Here is an 18,744-nt window from a genome sequence, read left to right on the forward strand (position 1 = left end):
ATATGTTAAAAAGTATTAATTTGTGATAGGTTGCTCATTTGCTTTTTAATTTTACGAAAAACATAAAACAATGAAAAAATTACAACTTAGCATTTTTGCTTTAGTGATTGCCTTTACTTTTTCTTGCAAAAATAATGAAGCAGCTAAAGATGAAACAAAATCAGAAACAGAAACTAATGAAGTAAAAACCGAAAAAATTAGCTTAACTCCTCTTGAAGGTTCGCCTGCTTACGCTGATTCAAAACTTATGCTTGATGGTGAAGCAATGCTTCAAGTCAATCCAGGTGAAAATACTTTTAATTTTGCTGTTGAAAATTATGAACTTGGTATCCAAACACCTAACGCAGGAGATAATGGTCTAGCAAATTCGGCAAAAGGCCAGCATATTCATGTCATTATGGACAATAAACCATACTCAGCCCATTATACAACTGAAGTTAAAAAAGACATCCCTGAAGGCGATCATGTAATGTTAGCGTTTTTATCTCGTTCATATCACGAGTCTGTTAAAAATGCTGATGCAGTTGTTGTTAAAAAAATTACAGCTGGAAACCCTGCCGATAGCTTAAAAATGAATGTTGATTTATCTGCTCCTCACCTATTTTATTCAAGACCAAAAGGAACTTATAAAGGTGAAGATGTAAATAAAGTTTTACTTGATTTTTATCTAGTAAATACTGAAATTAGTGAAGATGGTAATAAAGTGTTAGCTACTATTAATGGTGAGGAATTTACGATTACTGAATGGCAGCCATACGTTATGGAAGGTTTGCCTCTAGGTGAAAATACAATTGAATTACAGCTAGTAGATGAAAATAACCAACCAATTGATGGTCCATTTAATTATGTTAAACGAACTGTGATGTTAGAAAAATAATTAATCTAACTCATGGAGCGGTATTCTAAAAGAGATTGTAACTTTACAATCTCTTTTTTTTGCTTTAAACTTAAAATAAATGAATCCTTCAGCAAATGCGTGGATACCAAAGTTGCTATCTAGTCTCAATCAAGTTGATAATCCTAATTACCAAAAATTAAGAGAATGTGGCTTTGTTTATGGTACAAATATTTCAACCTGCTTTAAAAATCAATCAATATCTAGCTTAACATTATCAAAAGAAGAACTTGCAAAAATTAATTTAGTCTCTGCATTGTACGCCATCACTCAAACTACAACAAGAATAGATTCATCTAATTTTACAGATTTTATAGTTGAGTTTTATAGCGAATTAGAGAAACCTAAAACAAAACCTTTAAGCTGGTTTAAATTAAATCAATCGCCTGAATCTAAACTTGAGAGTATAATTGCCAAACGTGTACAGACTAATTCTAGCGTATTAGAACGTAATTTCAGCAACATCTTAACCAATGTTTTTTTAAATATTGATGTTGAAACATTTCATCATTTCACAGTTTATAAAAGCGATTGCGTAGAGTTTTCAAGAAAATTTGAATCTGCTCTAACTAATATTGTTTCAATTGCGTTACACTTTAAATCTAAAAAAACATCTACAGAACACATATTAACAAAATTACTAGAAAGCTCATTACGATATCAATCTAAAGCTATTGTGTTTTCACCTAATGTTGAAGAGTTAAAACTTGATTTTTTAAAGACTTTAACCTCTAAACTTTATATCCTTGATATTGCTTGTATGGCGATTTTCAGTGATGAAAAGGTTGAAGCTTCTGAACTAGATTTCATTTACTCGCTTTCACTTCGATTGAATCTAACAACTAAACAGGCTGATGAAGCAATTACATCAATAAAGTTGTTTATTAAAAATCATAGAGATGAAATTTCATATTTTAATACATCTAACCCTATAAAACATTTTTACGACCGAACCTATCGTAGCACAACGACCTTATTAATCAGAAATAAAAAACGCTTAATAAACGAAATTTATGAAAGTAAAGAGTTGTTAATATTATTATCAAAATCAACTCATACGGAGTTAAATTCAGAAGAAAAACGCTTGGTTAAACAGCAGCTTATTGATATTTTTAAAAGCATCCCTTCACTAGCTATTTTTGCTTTGCCTGGTGGTGGAGTTCTACTACCAATTATCATTAAATTTATACCGAAACTATTGCCTTCATCTTTCAATGAAAACCTCAATGATTAAATAAGGTTAATCATCAAAAATGATACTTTGGTAAGCACCTAAATTTGGCATTAATGTTCGGTCCTCACTTAAGATGTCTAAGGGTACTTGATTAGCCGTTGTTTGATTTCCCGAAATATTTGCTGCCGAGTCTTGACCTATTATTAACTGGTTTTCTTGCGGATTGAGAAAATCTGGCGTTTCATTTAAAATTATATTTGTATAAATTGATGTATCATCAAAATTGTATAAAGCTTCATTAGCAAAGTTATTATTAAAATCATTGAATCGTACTAAACTATGATCAAAATTTATATTAAACGCAGCATTTTCATTGGCATTAAATTGAAGTTCAATATTTTCATTACCATAAATTATACAATTTGAAAAACTTGCATTTAAATCGGCTACAAATATTTGTTCTTGAGTTTCAAGTTCATTTTCTATTAACACGGCTGGAAAATTTCTAAAGCTGTTTTGCCAATAGTTCACTAAAGTACAATGTTTGAAGTCATATGTTCCGCCTAGTGATAAATTCAAAGCGGCCTGACCTGCATTATTAATGACCAAATTTTCAGCTATAATATTACCTGTACGTGCTAACAAACCAACATTAGAGGAGTTGTAAATTTGAGTATTTTTAAGTTGCAAAGTAGGATTTATGGTACCATCGCTAGAGTCCATTAAAACGCCTACTGTTGCATTTTTAATAGTTACATGCTCAAATATATGGTTTGTACTTCCAGCCGTTAGCCAAACGGTATTCCATTGTCCAGGAACATCTGAAAATTCGGGTTCTAAACGATCACTTTCAAAAATAATTTCGTTTTCTAAGTCATCTGTACTACTATAATCTCCAATTGCATGAATAGTGGCCCCATTTGCTGCAATTAAGCCACTACCATCATGAAAGTGAAGTCGTGCACCAGGTTCAATCTGTAATGTTTTTCCGCTTGGCACGGCTGCAAAACCGTAGATTACATAAGGCTTTTCATTGGTCATGACTAACTCTTGATCAGACATGAAAAAACCTTCAATTAACACTTCTTCACCATCTGCGTTTTGACCGAGTGATAAAGTTTCAGTGGTACCATCAGGAAAACGTTCAGGATATAAAAATCTTGCATCTTTTATTAAACTGACTAATTCTACTTTTTGGGTTTGACTAGAAGATGTGAAATTAATTTGATCGGTATAAAGAAACTCTAAGCTATTCTGAGCGACCTCAGATATATCTGCGGTAACTTCAACAAAAACAAAAATGCTATCTTTTGCTAGAATTTCAACATTATTAATAAGTTTACCAGTTCTTCCGTTAACATTCAGTCTAAATTTAGAATTTTCACCCTTAGCCAATGTCACTTGTGGTATACTGATATCATCATCAGAATTATTGTAAACTTTAAATTGATAGGTACTTGAACCTATGTTCGTAAAAACTGTATCTAAATAGACTGTATCTTTAGAAAAACGAAGGTTTCCAGAATTTATTGAAGTTGAAAAATCTTCGCGACATGAACTGATACCGAGTATAAAAAGTAAAACTAAACTAAATTTAATGATGTATCTCATGTTACTTTTTAATTAATTCAATTTCAAAAAGCTTATCCCAGTTTTTACCAGTTACAAACAATTGTTCTGTATTTTTATTGAATGCAATACCATTTAAAACATCAAGTTGGTCATGTTGGGTCACCTTCTTTTTAAGTCCGCGTAGGTCTATTAAGCCTTCAACAGCACCTGTCTCTGGATTAATAATCACAATACCATCTTTCAAATAAGTATTGGCATAAATTTTACCATTAATGTATTCTAATTCATTCAAACGATTTAAAACAGCCGAATGAGTTACTGCCTGAATATAGTCAACTTCTTCAAAAGTTTCTTGGTCTAACCTCCAAATTTTAGTAGAACCATCGCTTTTGTAAAGCCACTGATGATCATGAGTTAATCCCCAACCTTCTTTACTGGCATTATACTTAAACTTACCTATTTTTTCCATATCCAAATTATAAATCAAGCCTTCATTAGATTGGTAAGTTAGCTGGATAATTTTTTCATTAAAAATAGTTAGGCCTTCGCCAAAATAAAATTGATCTAAATTTACTTTTTTGTAAATCTCTCCGGTTTTGTAATTAACTTTTCTTAGCGATGATTTTCCTCGTAAACCTGTGCTTTCGTACAAGGTGTCTTTGTAAAATTCTAAACCTTGAGTATAAGCTTCTATATCGTGTGGATACTCATTAACAATATTATAGGTATAAAGTTGAGGTTTTTTATTATTGTAAACGGTAAAAGATGTTTTTACTTCAACCGATTCTCCTTCTGAAAATACTTCAACTGAAATAGAGTTAACACCTAATTTTTGCTCACTAAGTTGAAGTTCAAAAACAGAATTTGAAGCTAAAGTTTCATTTGATTCCCAGTTTTTTAATTTTAAAGAATCTATACTAAAATCTTTTGGATTTAGTAATTTTAACTTCAGCGTTGATGATTGTGTGAGTTCTTCAGGGTTAAGCACTTTCAAAGTGAATTGATTTGAAGAAAAATCTTTACAGCTCACTAAAACTAAAGCTAATAAAATGATAATCAGTTTTTTAAACATCTTAATGATTTGAGAATAAAATTAATAACGCTAAAATAGGGAATTTAGTAGAATTGAGCCTTGCCAAAATTAAATTTGATTGTATATTTGCAACCGGCAAGTCCTACACAACCAGCTCCTGTCGAATCCTCCAGGGCGGGAACGCAGCAAAGGTAGATGGTCGTAGCGGTGTGATGTAGGTCGCTTGCCTTTTTTATTTTTTTCAATCACGATTTACCTTTCTTTCATTTTTTTCTTATCTTGATTTATTAGATATTTGCTCAAAAATTATCATGCCGCAAGATATCGTTTTCATTACTGGAGCCTCATCAGGAATAGGTAAATCAATCGGCGAACATCTTGCAAAACACAACTATAAAGTTTACGGTACAAGCCGAAATCCTAAACATTCTAAAAACAATGGGATTAATTTTATACAATTAGATGTAACGTCTTCTGAAAGTATAAATAAGGCTATTAATGAAATTATTAAACAAGAATCTAAGATTGATGTTTTAATTAATAACGCTGGTGTTGGCATTACTGGTCCAGTTGAAGAAATACCTAATGAAGAAATGTTTAAGGTTTTCCAGACCAATTATTTTGGTCCTGTACAATTAATTAATTCTGTACTGCCGTACATGCGCCAACAAAATAAGGGCTTTATCATCAACATAACCTCTATTGCTGGATTTATGGGTTTACCTTTTAGAGGCCATTATTCTGCAAGTAAAGGTGCGTTTGAAACTATTACAGAAGCCTATCGCTTAGAGTTAAGAAACACAAATATTAAACTAACCAATATTGCTCCAGGTGACTTTGCAACTAATATTGCTTCTGGCCGCTATCATTCGCCAGTTAACAACAATTCATTTTACAAAAACACCTATCAAAAATCCTTAGATTTAATGAATGAACACGTTGATCATGGTTCAAACCCTGAACAAATGGCTAAAAAAGTTCACCAAATATTATTAAAATCAAAACCTAAAATTCACTATAAGGTTGGTAGTTATTTACAAAAAATATCGCCTTTTTTAAAAGCTATTCTGCCAGATAAGACTTACGAAAATTTATTAGCAAACCATTATAAACTTTAAATTCACAACACATGAAATTTTTTATTGACACAGCAAACCTTGACCAAATTAAAGAAGCTCAGGATTTAGGCATTTTAGACGGCGTCACAACTAACCCATCTTTAATGGCTAAAGAAGGAATTACCGGTGAAGAAAATATTATTAACCACTACAAAGCAATTTGTGAAATTGTAGATGGTGATGTTAGTGCTGAAGTTATTGCCACTGATTTTGATGGCATTGTAAAAGAAGGCGAAGCTCTAGCTAAACTTCACGACCAAATCGTTGTAAAAGTACCGATGATAAAAGATGGCATAAAAGCCATAAAATATTTTTCTGATAAAGGAATTAAAACTAATTGCACATTAGTTTTTTCTGTTGGGCAAGCTATTTTAGCCGCTAAAGCTGGAGCAACTTATGTATCTCCTTTTATAGGCAGACTTGACGACATCTCGACAGATGGACTTAACTTAATTGAAGAAATTAGACAAGTTTATGATAACTACATGTTTGAAACTGAAATTCTTGCCGCTTCTGTAAGACACACAATGCATGTTGTTGATTGTGCTAAAATTGGTGCCGATGTTATGACTGGACCACTATCTTCTATTGAAGGTTTACTTAAACATCCTTTAACCGATATTGGTTTAGAAAAATTCTTAGCTGATTACAATAAAAATAAGTAACTAAAACTGTTGATACGTTTATTTTAAAATTTATCACAAAAGAACAAGCCCTGAAATATTTCAGGGCTTGTTCTTTTTAAGCGATTTTGTTATAATTTATTGCTTTAAAATTATTTTTATTGCTATTTTTGAATAAACACTATCAATATGAATCGAATAATTACTCTTCTATCCTGCTTATTTTTATTATTCAGTATTAAAACAAAAGCGCAATGCTCAACAACTCCTGCACAGGTTTCAGATATAACTTTAAGTGTAAATGCTGGCTCTCTTTCAGTTAACTGGAACGAAGTCAGTGCAGACACTCGATATTTAGTTATTGGTCGTGAAGCATCAGAAACAACTTTTACTCCTTTAAACGGAACTACTTACACAACCGGAGCTAACTTAAATTTTATGGCAGCTACAACTTTAGGTGGTGACAACTCAAAACTTTTAGCAAATACTTCTAATGAAAGCGTTAACATAAGTGGCTTAGAAGAAGGTAAAACATATCATATCACCATATTTGCATTCTGTAACAATGGTAAGTTATATAATACTAACATCACAAATGAAGCTAATTCAGATTCAATTTTATTTACAATTAATTATTGCTCTATAAGTTCAAATAGTGCTAGTGATACAGATATTAATAGCATCTCGACAGATGGTTTTAGTAATTCAGACGCTGGCGGAACAGAATCAACTGAGTATTATGATAATACCAATCTTAGTCCAATTGAGATTTTCAGAGACACAGTATTTGATTTAGACTTAAATGTTAGCTCAAGCAGCACAGAAGCTTCTCAAGTTATTGTTTGGATAGATTTTAATCGTGATGGTGATTTTAATGACTCATCTGAAAGTATTGATTTTGGTGAAATTAGCGCTAATACTACATCAACCTTGACGCAAGCTATAGAAGTTCCTGTAAATGCAACCTTAGGCACGACTAGATTAAGAGTAGTTATTAAAGAAGGGACTTCAGATCCTTCAAATTGTGGTAATCAAAACGGAATCGAAGTTGAAGATTACAGCATTAATATTAATACAATTAACACATCTGATGTTTTAAACATCTCTAATAATTCAACCTCAAACACAATAACAGCGAATGAACAAACAGTAGATTTTGGTGGCATCGACTCAGGTGTTGGTTTTGAATCTATATTTTTTGAAATTAAAGATGACAGTAATTTTCCTGATGGAAAAAACACAGAAGTTAGCCAAATGACGCTCCGAGAAGGAAACAATAATACCTTTAATTGGGATGGTTTAGACCTTAATAAAGTTGTAATAACGTATAGCGATAATTCAGATTTCACGAGTGCATCAACACTAATACTTACATCAGCTGAAGTAACACAAACGGCAAATTCTCTAAGTTTAGACTTATCAAGTTCAACAATAAACATTTTAGACAATACCTCTAAATACTTTAAAATAAATTTATTTTTAGATGAAACACTGCCAGTTGATAGCGATCAAAGTCTTTTTCAAGCTGAAGTTACTTACAACAACCTCGGATTTTCAACCACAACTGGCAGTAATGGTTTCTTAAGCGAAATTAATTCTGGAAATGATATTTTAGGTCCAGAACTTACCATTAATGTAGAAGCTTCTCAACTAATATTCACCAACACCTTTTTAAGTGACTATTTTGTAAATATAAATTTTGAAACTATAACTGTTCAAGCTAAAGACATTAACGGGAATTTAGATACAGATTACTCAAATGAGATTACTTTAAGCTCAGATGATCTCAATGGTATTGACATCTCAGTCGATGCTACAAATTCGGTACTTGCTGAAAATGGTGAAGCAAATTTTAATGCTATTTTTTATGATGAAATAGCCACCGCAGAAACACTTCAAGCAACTGATGGAACATTAACTTCAAATTCTTCCTCAAGTTTTAATGTAATTGAAACTGATGCAGATACACAAATTGAATCACCTACTGCTCAAATTTTACCAAGTACAGTCATTGCTGCAGACCATACAAGTTCAGGAACACCAATTGAAGTTTTCAGATTTGATATTGAAGACTTAGGGACTTCAGATGGTTTATCAACCTTTGTAACTGAAATTAAATTTACTTCAGCAGATAACAATACAGCTAATTTTCAAGATGTTATCAACAACATTAGCCTATCAGACGGAACACAAACCTATATAGCAGATAGCTTTACTACCACTCAAGACACCATTACCTTAAGCTTTGCGGCAACACCGATTGAAGTGAACGATGCCTCAACTTTAACTCTTACTGCTTCAGTTGAACTTTCAAATAATCCAATTGTAGATAATAGCATTATAGCTTTAGAGATTGATACTTCTAATCACGAATTTAGTTCTACTAATCAAGGTTCAAATTTTGAAGAAAACCAGAGCAACGGAATTATTACAGGACCTGAAATTACTCTAAATGTTGTTGCAACTGAACTTATTTTCTCAAAACAACCTAGCAATACGTTAATTGGACAAACAATAGTTCCAGCAGTTGAAGTTGCTGCGGTAGACATTAATAATAACTTAGATACTGATTATTCACAAGATATTACATTAACACCAAGTGGTGTATCAACAATAAGCCTTAGTTCAATTCTTACAGAACAAGCAGCCAGCGGTATTGCCACATTTGATGATTTAAGTTATTCTTCAATTGGTATCGACAATTCTTTATCTGCAGAAGATAATTCAGCTCCGACAAGTTTGGTTAGCGGTACTAGTAACTTATTTGAAATTTTAGGTACATTTGATGAAACAAGTTTAGTGAACACGCCTGTGTCGCAATCAACTAATCAAATTATTGAAGCCGCATCATTTACTGATGCATCATCTACATTCGAAGTTTTTAGTTTTAGTTTAAATGATACAGGTCCAGATGGTTTATCGACCAATGTTACGCGAGTAAGTTTTACGCCTTCAACTGAAAATACAGCTGACTGGAGTGATCATATTTCGGGACTTGTTTTAAGTGATGGGACTACAACTTATACGCCAGATTCTTCAACAATAACTGATACCGAAATTACACTTGTGTTTAACACACCGATAATTATTGAAGACTCATCAAGTTTAGAACTCAAAGTAAACGCTTTTTTAAATACAACTAATATTGTAGATGGCGCTATTATTAGTTTTGAAATATTAACTTCTAATACAGCATTCAGTGCAAATACTTCAGGAAGTCGATTTAATTCACCTTACGTTACAGAAACAATTACAGGTCCAGAAATAACCATAGACGTTGTAGGTACTGAACTTGCTTTTTCATCTCAGCCTACAAATACGTTAATATTTCAAAACATGTCTACAGTCGAAGTAAGCCTGAGCGATGTTAACGGCAATGAAGATACAACCTCAACAATACAAGTCAATATCACATCTACAGGTAGTTTAGTTGGTGGTACGACTTCTTCCCAAACTAGTAACGCCTTTGCTTCATTCGGTGATATCGTTCACGACGCTACAGGTACAGGCTTAACTCTAACTGCTAACGCAACAGGGTTTACCTCGATTACTTCAACAAGTTTTGATATCACAGATGAAGAAGTCATTGCATTACAAGATTGGGATGACACCACACCTGTTTGGACTATAAATTCTGTAAGTTCACTTACAAATGCAGGTTGGGATATTAATTATTTCGGAGAAATTAACACTTCAAATGTTAACGTAAATGAATTCTCCAACACTTTATTTTCTGGTGAAATTTTTGGTATTAATAACCTTCTAGCCATCACAGGTGCTTCAAATCCTGAGTTGATCGAGTTAGTTAATGTCGATGTTTCTAACTATAACGACATTTCTTTTTCATTTGACTATGAATATTTAAATCTAGATGATGCTGTTGATGTTCTATCTTATGAACTATTTTATGATGATGTTTCACAAGGTGAAGTAAGCCTTCTATCTACTGGAACAGATCAAGACTTGAGTGGAAACATTAATCTGAGTATAGATGAAAGTGGTGGAGAAATCAGTAACATACGTGTAACGCTCAAAGTATTTAATAATAGTTTAGATGAATATATTGGGATAGATAATATCTCTCTTTTGGGTAAAAAAGCAAGTATAGATTACGTTTATGATGGCACAAGTTGGTCTCCAGAAAATCCTGATGGCATTGCAACAATTCAGGATAATCTTACAGTAGAATCAGGAACAACTAGTTTAAACTCAATTAACTTTTGCAATAACCTACAAATTGATGCTGGCGCAACTTTAAATTTAAATGCGGCAACAACCTTTTCTGGTGATATCATAAACGATGGTGAGTTAAATGCTACAGATGCAGATCTAGAATTTAAAGGCTCAACTGCCCAAAATTTAACCTCATCAACCAAAATAAATGTAAAATCGATTAAATTAAGTAATTCAAACAATCTCACACTAGACACGGACATCGATTTGTTTGAAACCCTAACAATAGATGCAGGAAATATTAATATTACTACTAATGACACCTTAACTCTAAGAAGTAATGCGTTAGGCACGGCATCTATCGGTCAAATTGCTAACGGTTCATCAATCAGTGGTGGGATTATAATTGAGCAATTTATTCCACAATCTAACCGTGCATTTAGATATTTATCATCACCAATTTCTACAACAACTTCAATTAATGACAACTGGCAAGAAGGCCAAAATAATAATTCTGGAGAAATTTCAAACTATAACGAAAATTGGAATGATTATGTTGCTAATGGACACAATAATAACAATAATCCAGGATTTGGAACTCATATAACTGGATCTAACACAGGCTCTGATGGTTTCGATGAAACTCTCACTGGTAATTCGTCTATATTTAGTTGGGATAATTCGTTTCAACAATGGAATTCAATCTCAAATACGCAATCTAATTCATTAATTGCTGGCAATGCTTACACAGTTTTGATTAGAGGCGACAGGTCTACTAGTTTATTTTCAAACTCAGTTGTCGGAGGTGCAACAACATTAAGAATAAAAGACAATGCTGAAAACCTAGTTTATGGTAATACAAATGTCAATAGCAATTTATTAAATTCTGAAGCCATTGGAAGCTGGAATTTAATTGGGAACTTATATCAAGCTAAAGTTGATATGCAACAATTAACTAACAATTCAACTGATATTCAAACAAACTATTATTATGTTTATGACCCAACTCTAAATCAGCGTGGTGGTTATGTAGCTGTAGACTTAAACACCATTAATGGCTCGCCAACGCCAAGTTCAAATCAAGACAAATACTTACAACCTGGCCAAGCCTTTTTTATACAAAATACAGGAATTTCACCTCAGTTAAGTTTTCAAGAAAACTATAAAAAAGCCGGGCAAGTCACAAATGTTGTTTTAAATACTTCAAATAATACTGACTTTAAAGAAGTTAATATTGAAGTATTTAAAAATCAAACTTTAGTTGATGGTGCAAAAGTTGAGTTTGGAAGCCAATATAGTGATGAAGTTAACTTTGAAGATGCTTTAAAATTATGGAATAATGACGAAAGTTTAGCAATTAAAAATAATGAAGATTATTTGAGTATTGATAAAAGAAATACTTTAAATCAGGATACTGAAATAAATTTATTCTTATGGAATTTTACTTCAACTAATTATATCTTTAAAATAAATATCACTAATGTTGAAAACGCAATATTATATGATCAATATTTAGAGACTTATACAGCATTAGAAAGCGGGCAAAATTCAATTGATGTTGAAATTGATGAAGCCATAACTGAATCGATTGACTCTAACCGTTTTAAGATTATTTTTGATCCAACAACGCTTAACTTTGAGAATTTTGAAGACTCCATTGAAGCGCTTAGCATTTACCCGAACCCGAATTCTGGTAAATTGATTAACATAAAAGGAAACTATGACTTCGAAAACATTAAAGTTAATATTTATGATCAATTTGGAAGACTTATTAACTCGCCTTCAATAAAACAACAACAAATCGATTTAGAGACTGCTTTAAATCCTGGTATTTACTTTATAGAATTTAATAATGGTGATATTAAATCGACTAAAAAACTGATCGTTAAATAGTTAATTCAAAAGATTAAAGAAAAAACCTGAGATTAATTCTCAGGTTTTTTTATGTTAAAAAATTATATTTTTTGCTTACAATTAATATTTTTTGCTATTTTTATGTATGCAAAAACAATACTTATGAAATCAATTACTTTTTTAACATGTTTAATGACCATTTTCGGGAGTGTTTATGGTATGCAGAATAACAATAGCGGAGAAATAACAGCTGATCTTTACCGAGTGACTAATACAGATGAAATTTTAGTTGATGGTGTTAGGATTCAATTTAATGAACTCTACTCTGACCAAGTATTAAATGAAGATGCAGGGAAAATGTGGAATCCTGATGAAAGCATAGCAATTCTAAATCAAAGCTACTATCTGAGTATTGATAAAAGAAATTTATATAATCCAAATACAGAAATTAAATTTTACTTTTATAATTACGTTGCTACAAATTATAAACTTGAAATTAATAGTGATTTAAATGATCAAGTGTATTTATACGACAGTATGGCAAATACCTATTCAACTCTAACTCCTGGAACAAATATTATCTACTACAGTGTTGAAAACAATCAAATTTCAGCTTCACCAGAACGTTTTAAAATTGTATTTACAAATCCTTTTGATAACACTTTATCTACTACAGAGATAACATCAAAAAATATAAAAATTTATCCAAACCCTTCTAAGGATGGTTTTGTAAATATAGATACACATTTACTAAAAGGTCTAGACGTTGAACTTTTAGTTTATGACCAACTAGGACGCCAAGTATTCAAAGACAAAAGAAACATTCAAACTAATAGCTCAATGCTTAATTTAAGCACCTCAGTTAAACAAGGCACCTACATGCTACAAATTAAAACAGACCAACAACAATTTACCAAGCGTTTAGTGGTATTATAAGTTATATTTAGATGTTATCTAATAAATGCCTAACATAATCATGTTGGGCATTTGTGTAATCTAAATGCGTCACCATTCGCATTTTACCTTCACCCATATTACTGATTCTAACTGAATGTTGATCTAAATGATTTAAAAAATCGTGTTCTGAAATTGAATCAGAATTCAAATAAAAAATAATTATATTCGTTTCTACATTTTCAACTGAAGCTATATAACTTTGTTCGTTTAAGCAAGTCTCTAGTTCTTTTGCTTTCTGATGATCGACTTTCAGTTGCTCTAAATGATTTTCTAAAGCATAAAGACCAGCAGCAGCTGCAAAGCCAACCTGACGCATACCACCACCTAAAACCTTTCTTACTCGAATAGCATTTTTCATTATTCTAGAATCACCAACTAAAACAGTTCCCATAGGTGCTCCTAAACCTTTTGACAAACAAATTGATATCGTATCAAATAATTCACCATAAATTTTAGGTTCATGTTGTTTAGCCACAATAGCATTCATTAATCTTGCACCGTCTAAATGCAAACCTAAATTGTGCTGATTGCATACTTCTCTAATCTTTTTAATTTCCTCTAGATCATAACAAGCACCGCCACCTTTATTAGTTGTATTTTCTAAACAAACTAAAGAAGTTAAAGGACTATGGTAAAAATCTGGAGCATTGATTCCTGCTTCAACTTGTTTGGCAGTAATAATACCGCGATTACCATCAAGTAGCTTACAACTAACACCACTATTAAAAGATGCACCACCACCTTCATAATTATATACATGCGCCCATTTATCGCAAATCAGTTGTTCACCAGGTTGGGTATGCAACTTAATTGCGGTTTGGTTAGCCATACTTCCTGTCGGAAAATACAAAGCCTCATCCATACCAAATAAGTTAGCCACATAATCCTCAAGCTTATTAACTGTAGGATCTTCTTTGTAAACATCATCACCAACTTCAGTCTTCATCATCGCTTGCATCATAGCATGAGTTGGTTTTGTAACCGTATCACTTCTTAAATCGACTTGCATAACAATTTTTATTTCAAATAAACAATAAAGGTATTGATATGCCAACTCATATTTTCTAAATTTGTTCAAAAAATTAGACATGATTAATCAAGACACACTCAAATCATTACAAAAAAGATTAACCGCTCTAAAACAGTATCTTTGACTTAGATGCTAAAGCCATAAAAATTTCAAATGAAGAGGAAAAAACCTTTGCGCCTGATTTTTGGGATCAACCACGTGAAGCCCAAATTATCATGCAAGAAATCAATAAGGAAAAACAGTGGATAAAAGATTTTAACCACGCCAAAACTTTAGTTGAAGAAACCGAAACTCTTTACGAATTTTTTAAAGAAGACGAAGTAACCGAAACTGAAGTTGAAACTGCCTACGCTAAAGCAATTGCCTCAATTGAAGATTTAGAATTTAAAAACATGCTTTCAGATGAAAGTGACGAGCTAACAGCTGTTCTACAAATTACTGCTGGTGCTGGTGGTACCGAAAGTTGCGATTGGGCTGAAATGCTTATGCGAATGTATATCATGTGGGCTGAACGAAAAGGCTTTAAAATAAAAGAACTCAACAACCAATCTGGAGATGTTGCAGGCATAAAAACAGTAACATTAGAAATTGAAGGCGATTATGCTTTTGGTTGGCTTAAAGGTGAAAATGGTGTACACCGATTAGTTAGAATTTCTCCTTTTGACAGTAACGCTAAACGTCACACTTCTTTTGCTTCGGTTTACGTCTATCCCTTAGTTGATGACCGCATAGAAATAGATATTAACCCTGCAGATATAAAATGGGATTTTGCGCGTTCGAGTGGTGCTGGTGGCCAAAATGTAAACAAAGTAGAAACCAAAGCCATTTTAACACATCACCCAAGCGGTATAATTATACATAATTCTGAGACTCGCTCGCAGTTAGAAAACCGTGAAAAAGCAATGCAAATGCTTAAATCTCAACTTTATGAGATTGAATTACAAAAGCAGTTATCAGCCCGAAATGAAATTGAATCTGAGAAAAAAAGTATTGAATGGGGTTCTCAAATTAGAAATTATGTGATGCATCCTTACAAACTCGTTAAAGATGTTAGAACAAACTATGAAACAGGCAATGTTGATGCCGTAATGAACGGAAACATTGATGAATTTTTAAAAGCTTACCTTATGGCAGAAGGACAAAAAACGGAACAAACAGAAGAATTATGATAAAAATTTACCACAACCCAAGATGTAAAAAATCTCGTGAAGGTTTACAAATATTAGAGGAAGCTAAGGTTGAGTTTGAAATTATTAAGTATTTAGATGAAGCTCCTTCAGTAACAGAAATTGAATCAATTTTAAAAAAGCTAAATAAGAGACCAATTGAAGTGGTTAGAACCAATGAAAAAATATGGAAAGAAAATTTTAAAGGGAAAGATTTAAGTGATCAGGATATTATCAAAGCAATGCATTCATTCCCTAAATTAATTGAACGACCAATCGTTATTAACAATCAAAAAGCAGTAATTGGTAGACCACCAGAACAAATTAAATCAATAATTTAAGTTTTTTTAAACATGCATTTCAATTGAAACCTTGTTTATTTAAAGAAAAAACATGGTTCACGTAATTAAGAGCAAGGATTTAGTATGCGAATATCAAAATTGGAAGTATAGTCAAACAATCATTCAGGCAATTTGTGAAACACTAAAAAACAAGTTTGATGGCGCCCAGCTAAAAGCCGGACTAGAAAATTCGTTAATCAACTCTTTACAAGCAAATGAAGCCTTTGATATATATCACACTTTTAAGAAACTAAATATTAAAAACCTTATTGATGGTTTTAAATATACTGAAATTAAACCATCTAAAGTAGAATTTGAGAGCATCTTAGATATAATAAAAATCACTAAAAAAGATGCAAGAAACACAAATGAGATAAGCATTTCAGCTGATGATAATTCTTTAAAAATAGAAGATTTTAAGCTATCGAGAAACCAATATGTTGATAAGGCTATTAATTATGTCTCTAAAAAATACGATCTTATTAAAGCTTACGAGTCTACGTTAATAGCAGCATTGAGATATGCCTCAATTTATGCTAAGACCAGACATATTGGTCCACCACAAGATGTTTATGACTTATTTTTTAATTGGGGAATTAGAAATGAGGGTTTTGCATCTCCTTTTAATGCCAGACTTTTAGGAAAAGATGACTGTAAATTTTATAGCTTATTTAAAGAAACTGATCTCATTTTTGGTAGCGAAGGAAGTTTTTTTAATCAAGATAAGCCTAAAAACCCTGGACATTGGAGTTTAGATCCGCCATTCACTTCTGAAATTATAGAATTAACAGAGACTAAACTTGAAAAATGGATTAAACTGTATCCAGATATAAGTTTTTTATTAATTATACCAGCCTCCTACCAGCTCAAAATAAAGCCTAGTGAAACTATCAAGTTATCAAAAAACATTCATTCTTATGAAGGCTTAGAAGGTGTTAAAAAGAAGTTACCGCTAGATGTAAACATTCATCGTTTTGGTGAAATTGAAAAATTCTCTGTAGAAGCTATTAAAAATGCTTACACTTAATAAAAAAGCCTCAATTTAATGAGGCTTTTTTATTAAGTACAACTAATTTATTTTGAGTTTGTCATATCTTCAGGTTTAACCCATTCATCAAATTCTTCAGCTGTTGTATAGCCTAAATTAACAGCTTCTTCTTTTAAAGTGGTACCGTTTTTATGAGCAGTATTGGCAATTTCAGCAGCCTTGTAATATCCTATTTTAGTATTCAAAGCTGTGACTAACATCAACGAATTTCTTAGATGTTCGTCTATTCGTGCTTGATTAGGTTCTATACCTCTTACGCAGTTAACATCAAAAGAAACCGAAGCATCGCCAAGTAATTCAGCAGATTCTAAAACATTAGCAGCCATAACTGGTTTAAATACATTCAACTCAAATTGACCTTGCATACCGCCAGTAGTTACAGCAACATCATTACCAATAACTTGACTGCAAACCATCGTTAAAGCTTCACATTGTGTAGGATTAACTTTACCAGGCATTATAGATGAACCAGGCTCATTGGCAGGAATGTTGATCTCACCAATGCCACTTCTAGGACCAGATGATAGCATCCTAATATCATTACCGATTTTGTTTAAAGAAACGGCTAGCTGTTTTAAAGCACCATGAGTTTCTACCAATGCATCATGAGCAGCAAGTGCTTCAAATTTATTTTCAGCTGATACAAAAGGATATCCAGTAAAGTCAGCAATATATTTTGCTACATTTTCTGCATAATTTTTTGGTGTATTTAAGCCTGTACCAACTGCTGTACCGCCTAAAGCTAGTTCAAGTAAGTGAGGTAAAGTATTTTCAAGAGCTCTTAAACCATGATCAAGTTGAGAAACATAACCGCTAAATTCTTGACCTAAAGTTAAAGGAGTAGCATCCATAAAATGCGTACGGCCAATTTTAACTACATCGGCAAAAGCTTTTGATTTAACTTCTAATTGATTTCTTAACTGTTGAATTCCTGGTAAAGTAACTTCAACGATCTTCTTGTATATCGCAATATGCATTCCTGTAGGAAATGTATCATTCGATGATTGAGATTTATTGACGTCATCATTTGGCGCAATGGTCTTTTCACCTTCGCCAAGTTTGTGTCCTTGAATCTGATGAACGCGATTAGCAATAACTTCATTTACATTCATATTGCTTTGGGTACCTGAACCAGTTTGCCAAATAACTAGCGGAAATTCTTCGTCATGTTTACCTTCAAGAATTTCATCACATACCTGAGCGATTAAATCACGTTTTTCTATAGACAAAACGCCAGCATCGGCATTAGTGTAAGCGGCTGCTTTTTTTAAATAAGCAAAACCATATATAATTTCTAGAGGCATCGATGCGGCTCTTCCTATTTTAAAATTATTTCTAGAACGTTCTGTTTGTGCTCCCCAAAGTTTATTTTCAGGAACTTTAACCTCGCCAATTGTATCTTTTTCAATTCTGTATGACATGATATTATATTTTTATCTACAAATTTAATGAAACTCAATTACTGTGTTTAAAAAAAGTACAGTTATCACAAAATTTATTTAAAAAAAATAAATACCAGAATCTTTGAATTACTTATATTTGTATCAAATTTATTTAGTGTTATGTTCGAATTTGACCAGTATTTAGGATTTTTAGCATTTTTAGCCATTTTAACAATAGGCTTTTGGCTATTGATATTTTTAACTGCCATTATTCCTTACTGGATTGGTGGTGCTTTAATGGAACGTTTGAAGGAAATAAAAGAAAGTAAAAAGTCTAAGCAATAATTTAGATTTTTTCATTTATAAAAAAAGGAGAGC

General features: G+C 32.2%; 14 protein-coding genes and 1 other RNA gene. 11 read left to right on the forward strand and 4 right to left on the reverse strand.

The genetic code is table 11. The features are described 5' to 3' along the window. Positions 1-70 precede the first annotated feature (70 nt). The gene (locus tag IMZ30_RS01400; RefSeq protein ID WP_207038778.1) at positions 71-877 is read left to right on the forward strand and encodes a hypothetical protein; all 807 of its coding nucleotides are present in this window, start codon (positions 71-73) and stop codon (positions 875-877) included. 79 nt (positions 878-956) lie between these two features. After that, on the forward strand, positions 957-2,129 hold the full coding sequence (locus IMZ30_RS01405) for an LETM1-related biofilm-associated protein (protein ID WP_207038779.1): 1,173 nt from the start codon (positions 957-959) through the stop codon (positions 2,127-2,129). Between the two features lie 6 nt (positions 2,130-2,135). Here the strand turns inward: IMZ30_RS01405 and IMZ30_RS01410 are convergent, their stop codons facing one another. Both IMZ30_RS01410 and IMZ30_RS01415 read right to left on the reverse strand, forming a co-directional pair. Then, positions 2,136-3,680 (reverse strand): hypothetical protein, encoded by a 1,545-nt coding sequence (locus IMZ30_RS01410; protein WP_207038780.1) that lies wholly within the window; start codon positions 3,678-3,680, stop codon positions 2,136-2,138. A gap of 1 nt (position 3,681) precedes the next feature. After that, a complete protein-coding gene (locus IMZ30_RS01415) occupies positions 3,682-4,713 on the reverse strand; it encodes a glutaminyl-peptide cyclotransferase (RefSeq protein ID WP_207038781.1) in 1,032 nt (343 codons plus the stop codon). Between the two features lie 94 nt (positions 4,714-4,807). Here IMZ30_RS01415 and ffs point away from each other — a divergent pair. From ffs to IMZ30_RS01440, 5 genes are all read left to right on the forward strand, one after another. Continuing rightward, an RNA gene (gene ffs / locus IMZ30_RS01420) (signal recognition particle sRNA small type) lies at positions 4,808-4,906 on the forward strand. Positions 4,907-4,985: 79 nt separating this feature from the next. Further along, the gene (locus IMZ30_RS01425; RefSeq protein ID WP_207038782.1) at positions 4,986-5,792 is read left to right on the forward strand and encodes an SDR family oxidoreductase; all 807 of its coding nucleotides are present in this window, start codon (positions 4,986-4,988) and stop codon (positions 5,790-5,792) included. An 11-nt stretch (positions 5,793-5,803) separates the two neighbouring features. Continuing rightward, entirely contained in the window at positions 5,804-6,457 is a 654-nt protein-coding gene (gene fsa, locus IMZ30_RS01430) for a fructose-6-phosphate aldolase (protein WP_207038783.1), read from the forward strand. Between the two features lie 147 nt (positions 6,458-6,604). Further along, a complete protein-coding gene (locus IMZ30_RS01435; protein ID WP_207038784.1) occupies positions 6,605-12,481 on the forward strand; it encodes a T9SS type A sorting domain-containing protein in 5,877 nt (1,958 codons plus the stop codon). A gap of 123 nt (positions 12,482-12,604) precedes the next feature. Continuing rightward, complete coding sequence (locus tag IMZ30_RS01440; RefSeq protein ID WP_207038785.1) at positions 12,605-13,378, forward strand: T9SS type A sorting domain-containing protein; 774 nt, start codon at positions 12,605-12,607, stop codon at positions 13,376-13,378. Between the two features lie 7 nt (positions 13,379-13,385). Here IMZ30_RS01440 and IMZ30_RS01445 read toward each other — a convergent pair whose 3' ends face one another. Continuing rightward, a complete protein-coding gene (locus IMZ30_RS01445; RefSeq protein WP_207039658.1) occupies positions 13,386-14,408 on the reverse strand; it encodes a threonine aldolase family protein in 1,023 nt (340 codons plus the stop codon). Positions 14,409-14,487: 79 nt separating this feature from the next. Here IMZ30_RS01445 and prfB point away from each other — a divergent pair. From prfB to IMZ30_RS01460, 3 genes are all read left to right on the forward strand, one after another. Continuing rightward, positions 14,488-15,598, forward strand: a protein-coding gene (gene prfB, locus IMZ30_RS01450) for a peptide chain release factor 2 (RefSeq protein WP_207038786.1) whose coding sequence is annotated in 2 segments (ribosomal slippage) — positions 14,488-14,550 and positions 14,552-15,598 — 1,110 coding nt in all. Because the reading frame shifts where the segments join, the coding sequence is not laid out codon by codon here. After that, the gene (arsC, locus tag IMZ30_RS01455) at positions 15,595-15,936 is read left to right on the forward strand and encodes an arsenate reductase (glutaredoxin) (RefSeq protein ID WP_207038787.1); all 342 of its coding nucleotides are present in this window, start codon (positions 15,595-15,597) and stop codon (positions 15,934-15,936) included. The genes prfB and arsC overlap by 4 nt, the downstream gene beginning before the upstream one ends. A 52-nt stretch (positions 15,937-15,988) precedes the next feature. Continuing rightward, entirely contained in the window at positions 15,989-16,963 is a 975-nt protein-coding gene (locus tag IMZ30_RS01460; protein WP_207038788.1) for a CTD-interacting factor, read from the forward strand. Between the two features lie 47 nt (positions 16,964-17,010). Here the strand turns inward: IMZ30_RS01460 and fumC are convergent, their stop codons facing one another. Further along, complete coding sequence (gene fumC, locus IMZ30_RS01465; protein ID WP_207038789.1) at positions 17,011-18,405, reverse strand: class II fumarate hydratase; 1,395 nt, start codon at positions 18,403-18,405, stop codon at positions 17,011-17,013. A 141-nt stretch (positions 18,406-18,546) separates the two neighbouring features. Between fumC and IMZ30_RS01470 the strand changes: the two genes are divergently transcribed. Continuing rightward, positions 18,547-18,711 (forward strand): hypothetical protein, encoded by a 165-nt coding sequence (locus tag IMZ30_RS01470; protein ID WP_207038790.1) that lies wholly within the window; start codon positions 18,547-18,549, stop codon positions 18,709-18,711. Positions 18,712-18,744 lie beyond the last annotated feature (33 nt).

Origin of the sequence: Psychroflexus sp. ALD_RP9, assembly GCF_017311165.1 — a bacterium.
GTDB lineage: Bacteria > Bacteroidota > Bacteroidia > Flavobacteriales > Flavobacteriaceae > Psychroflexus.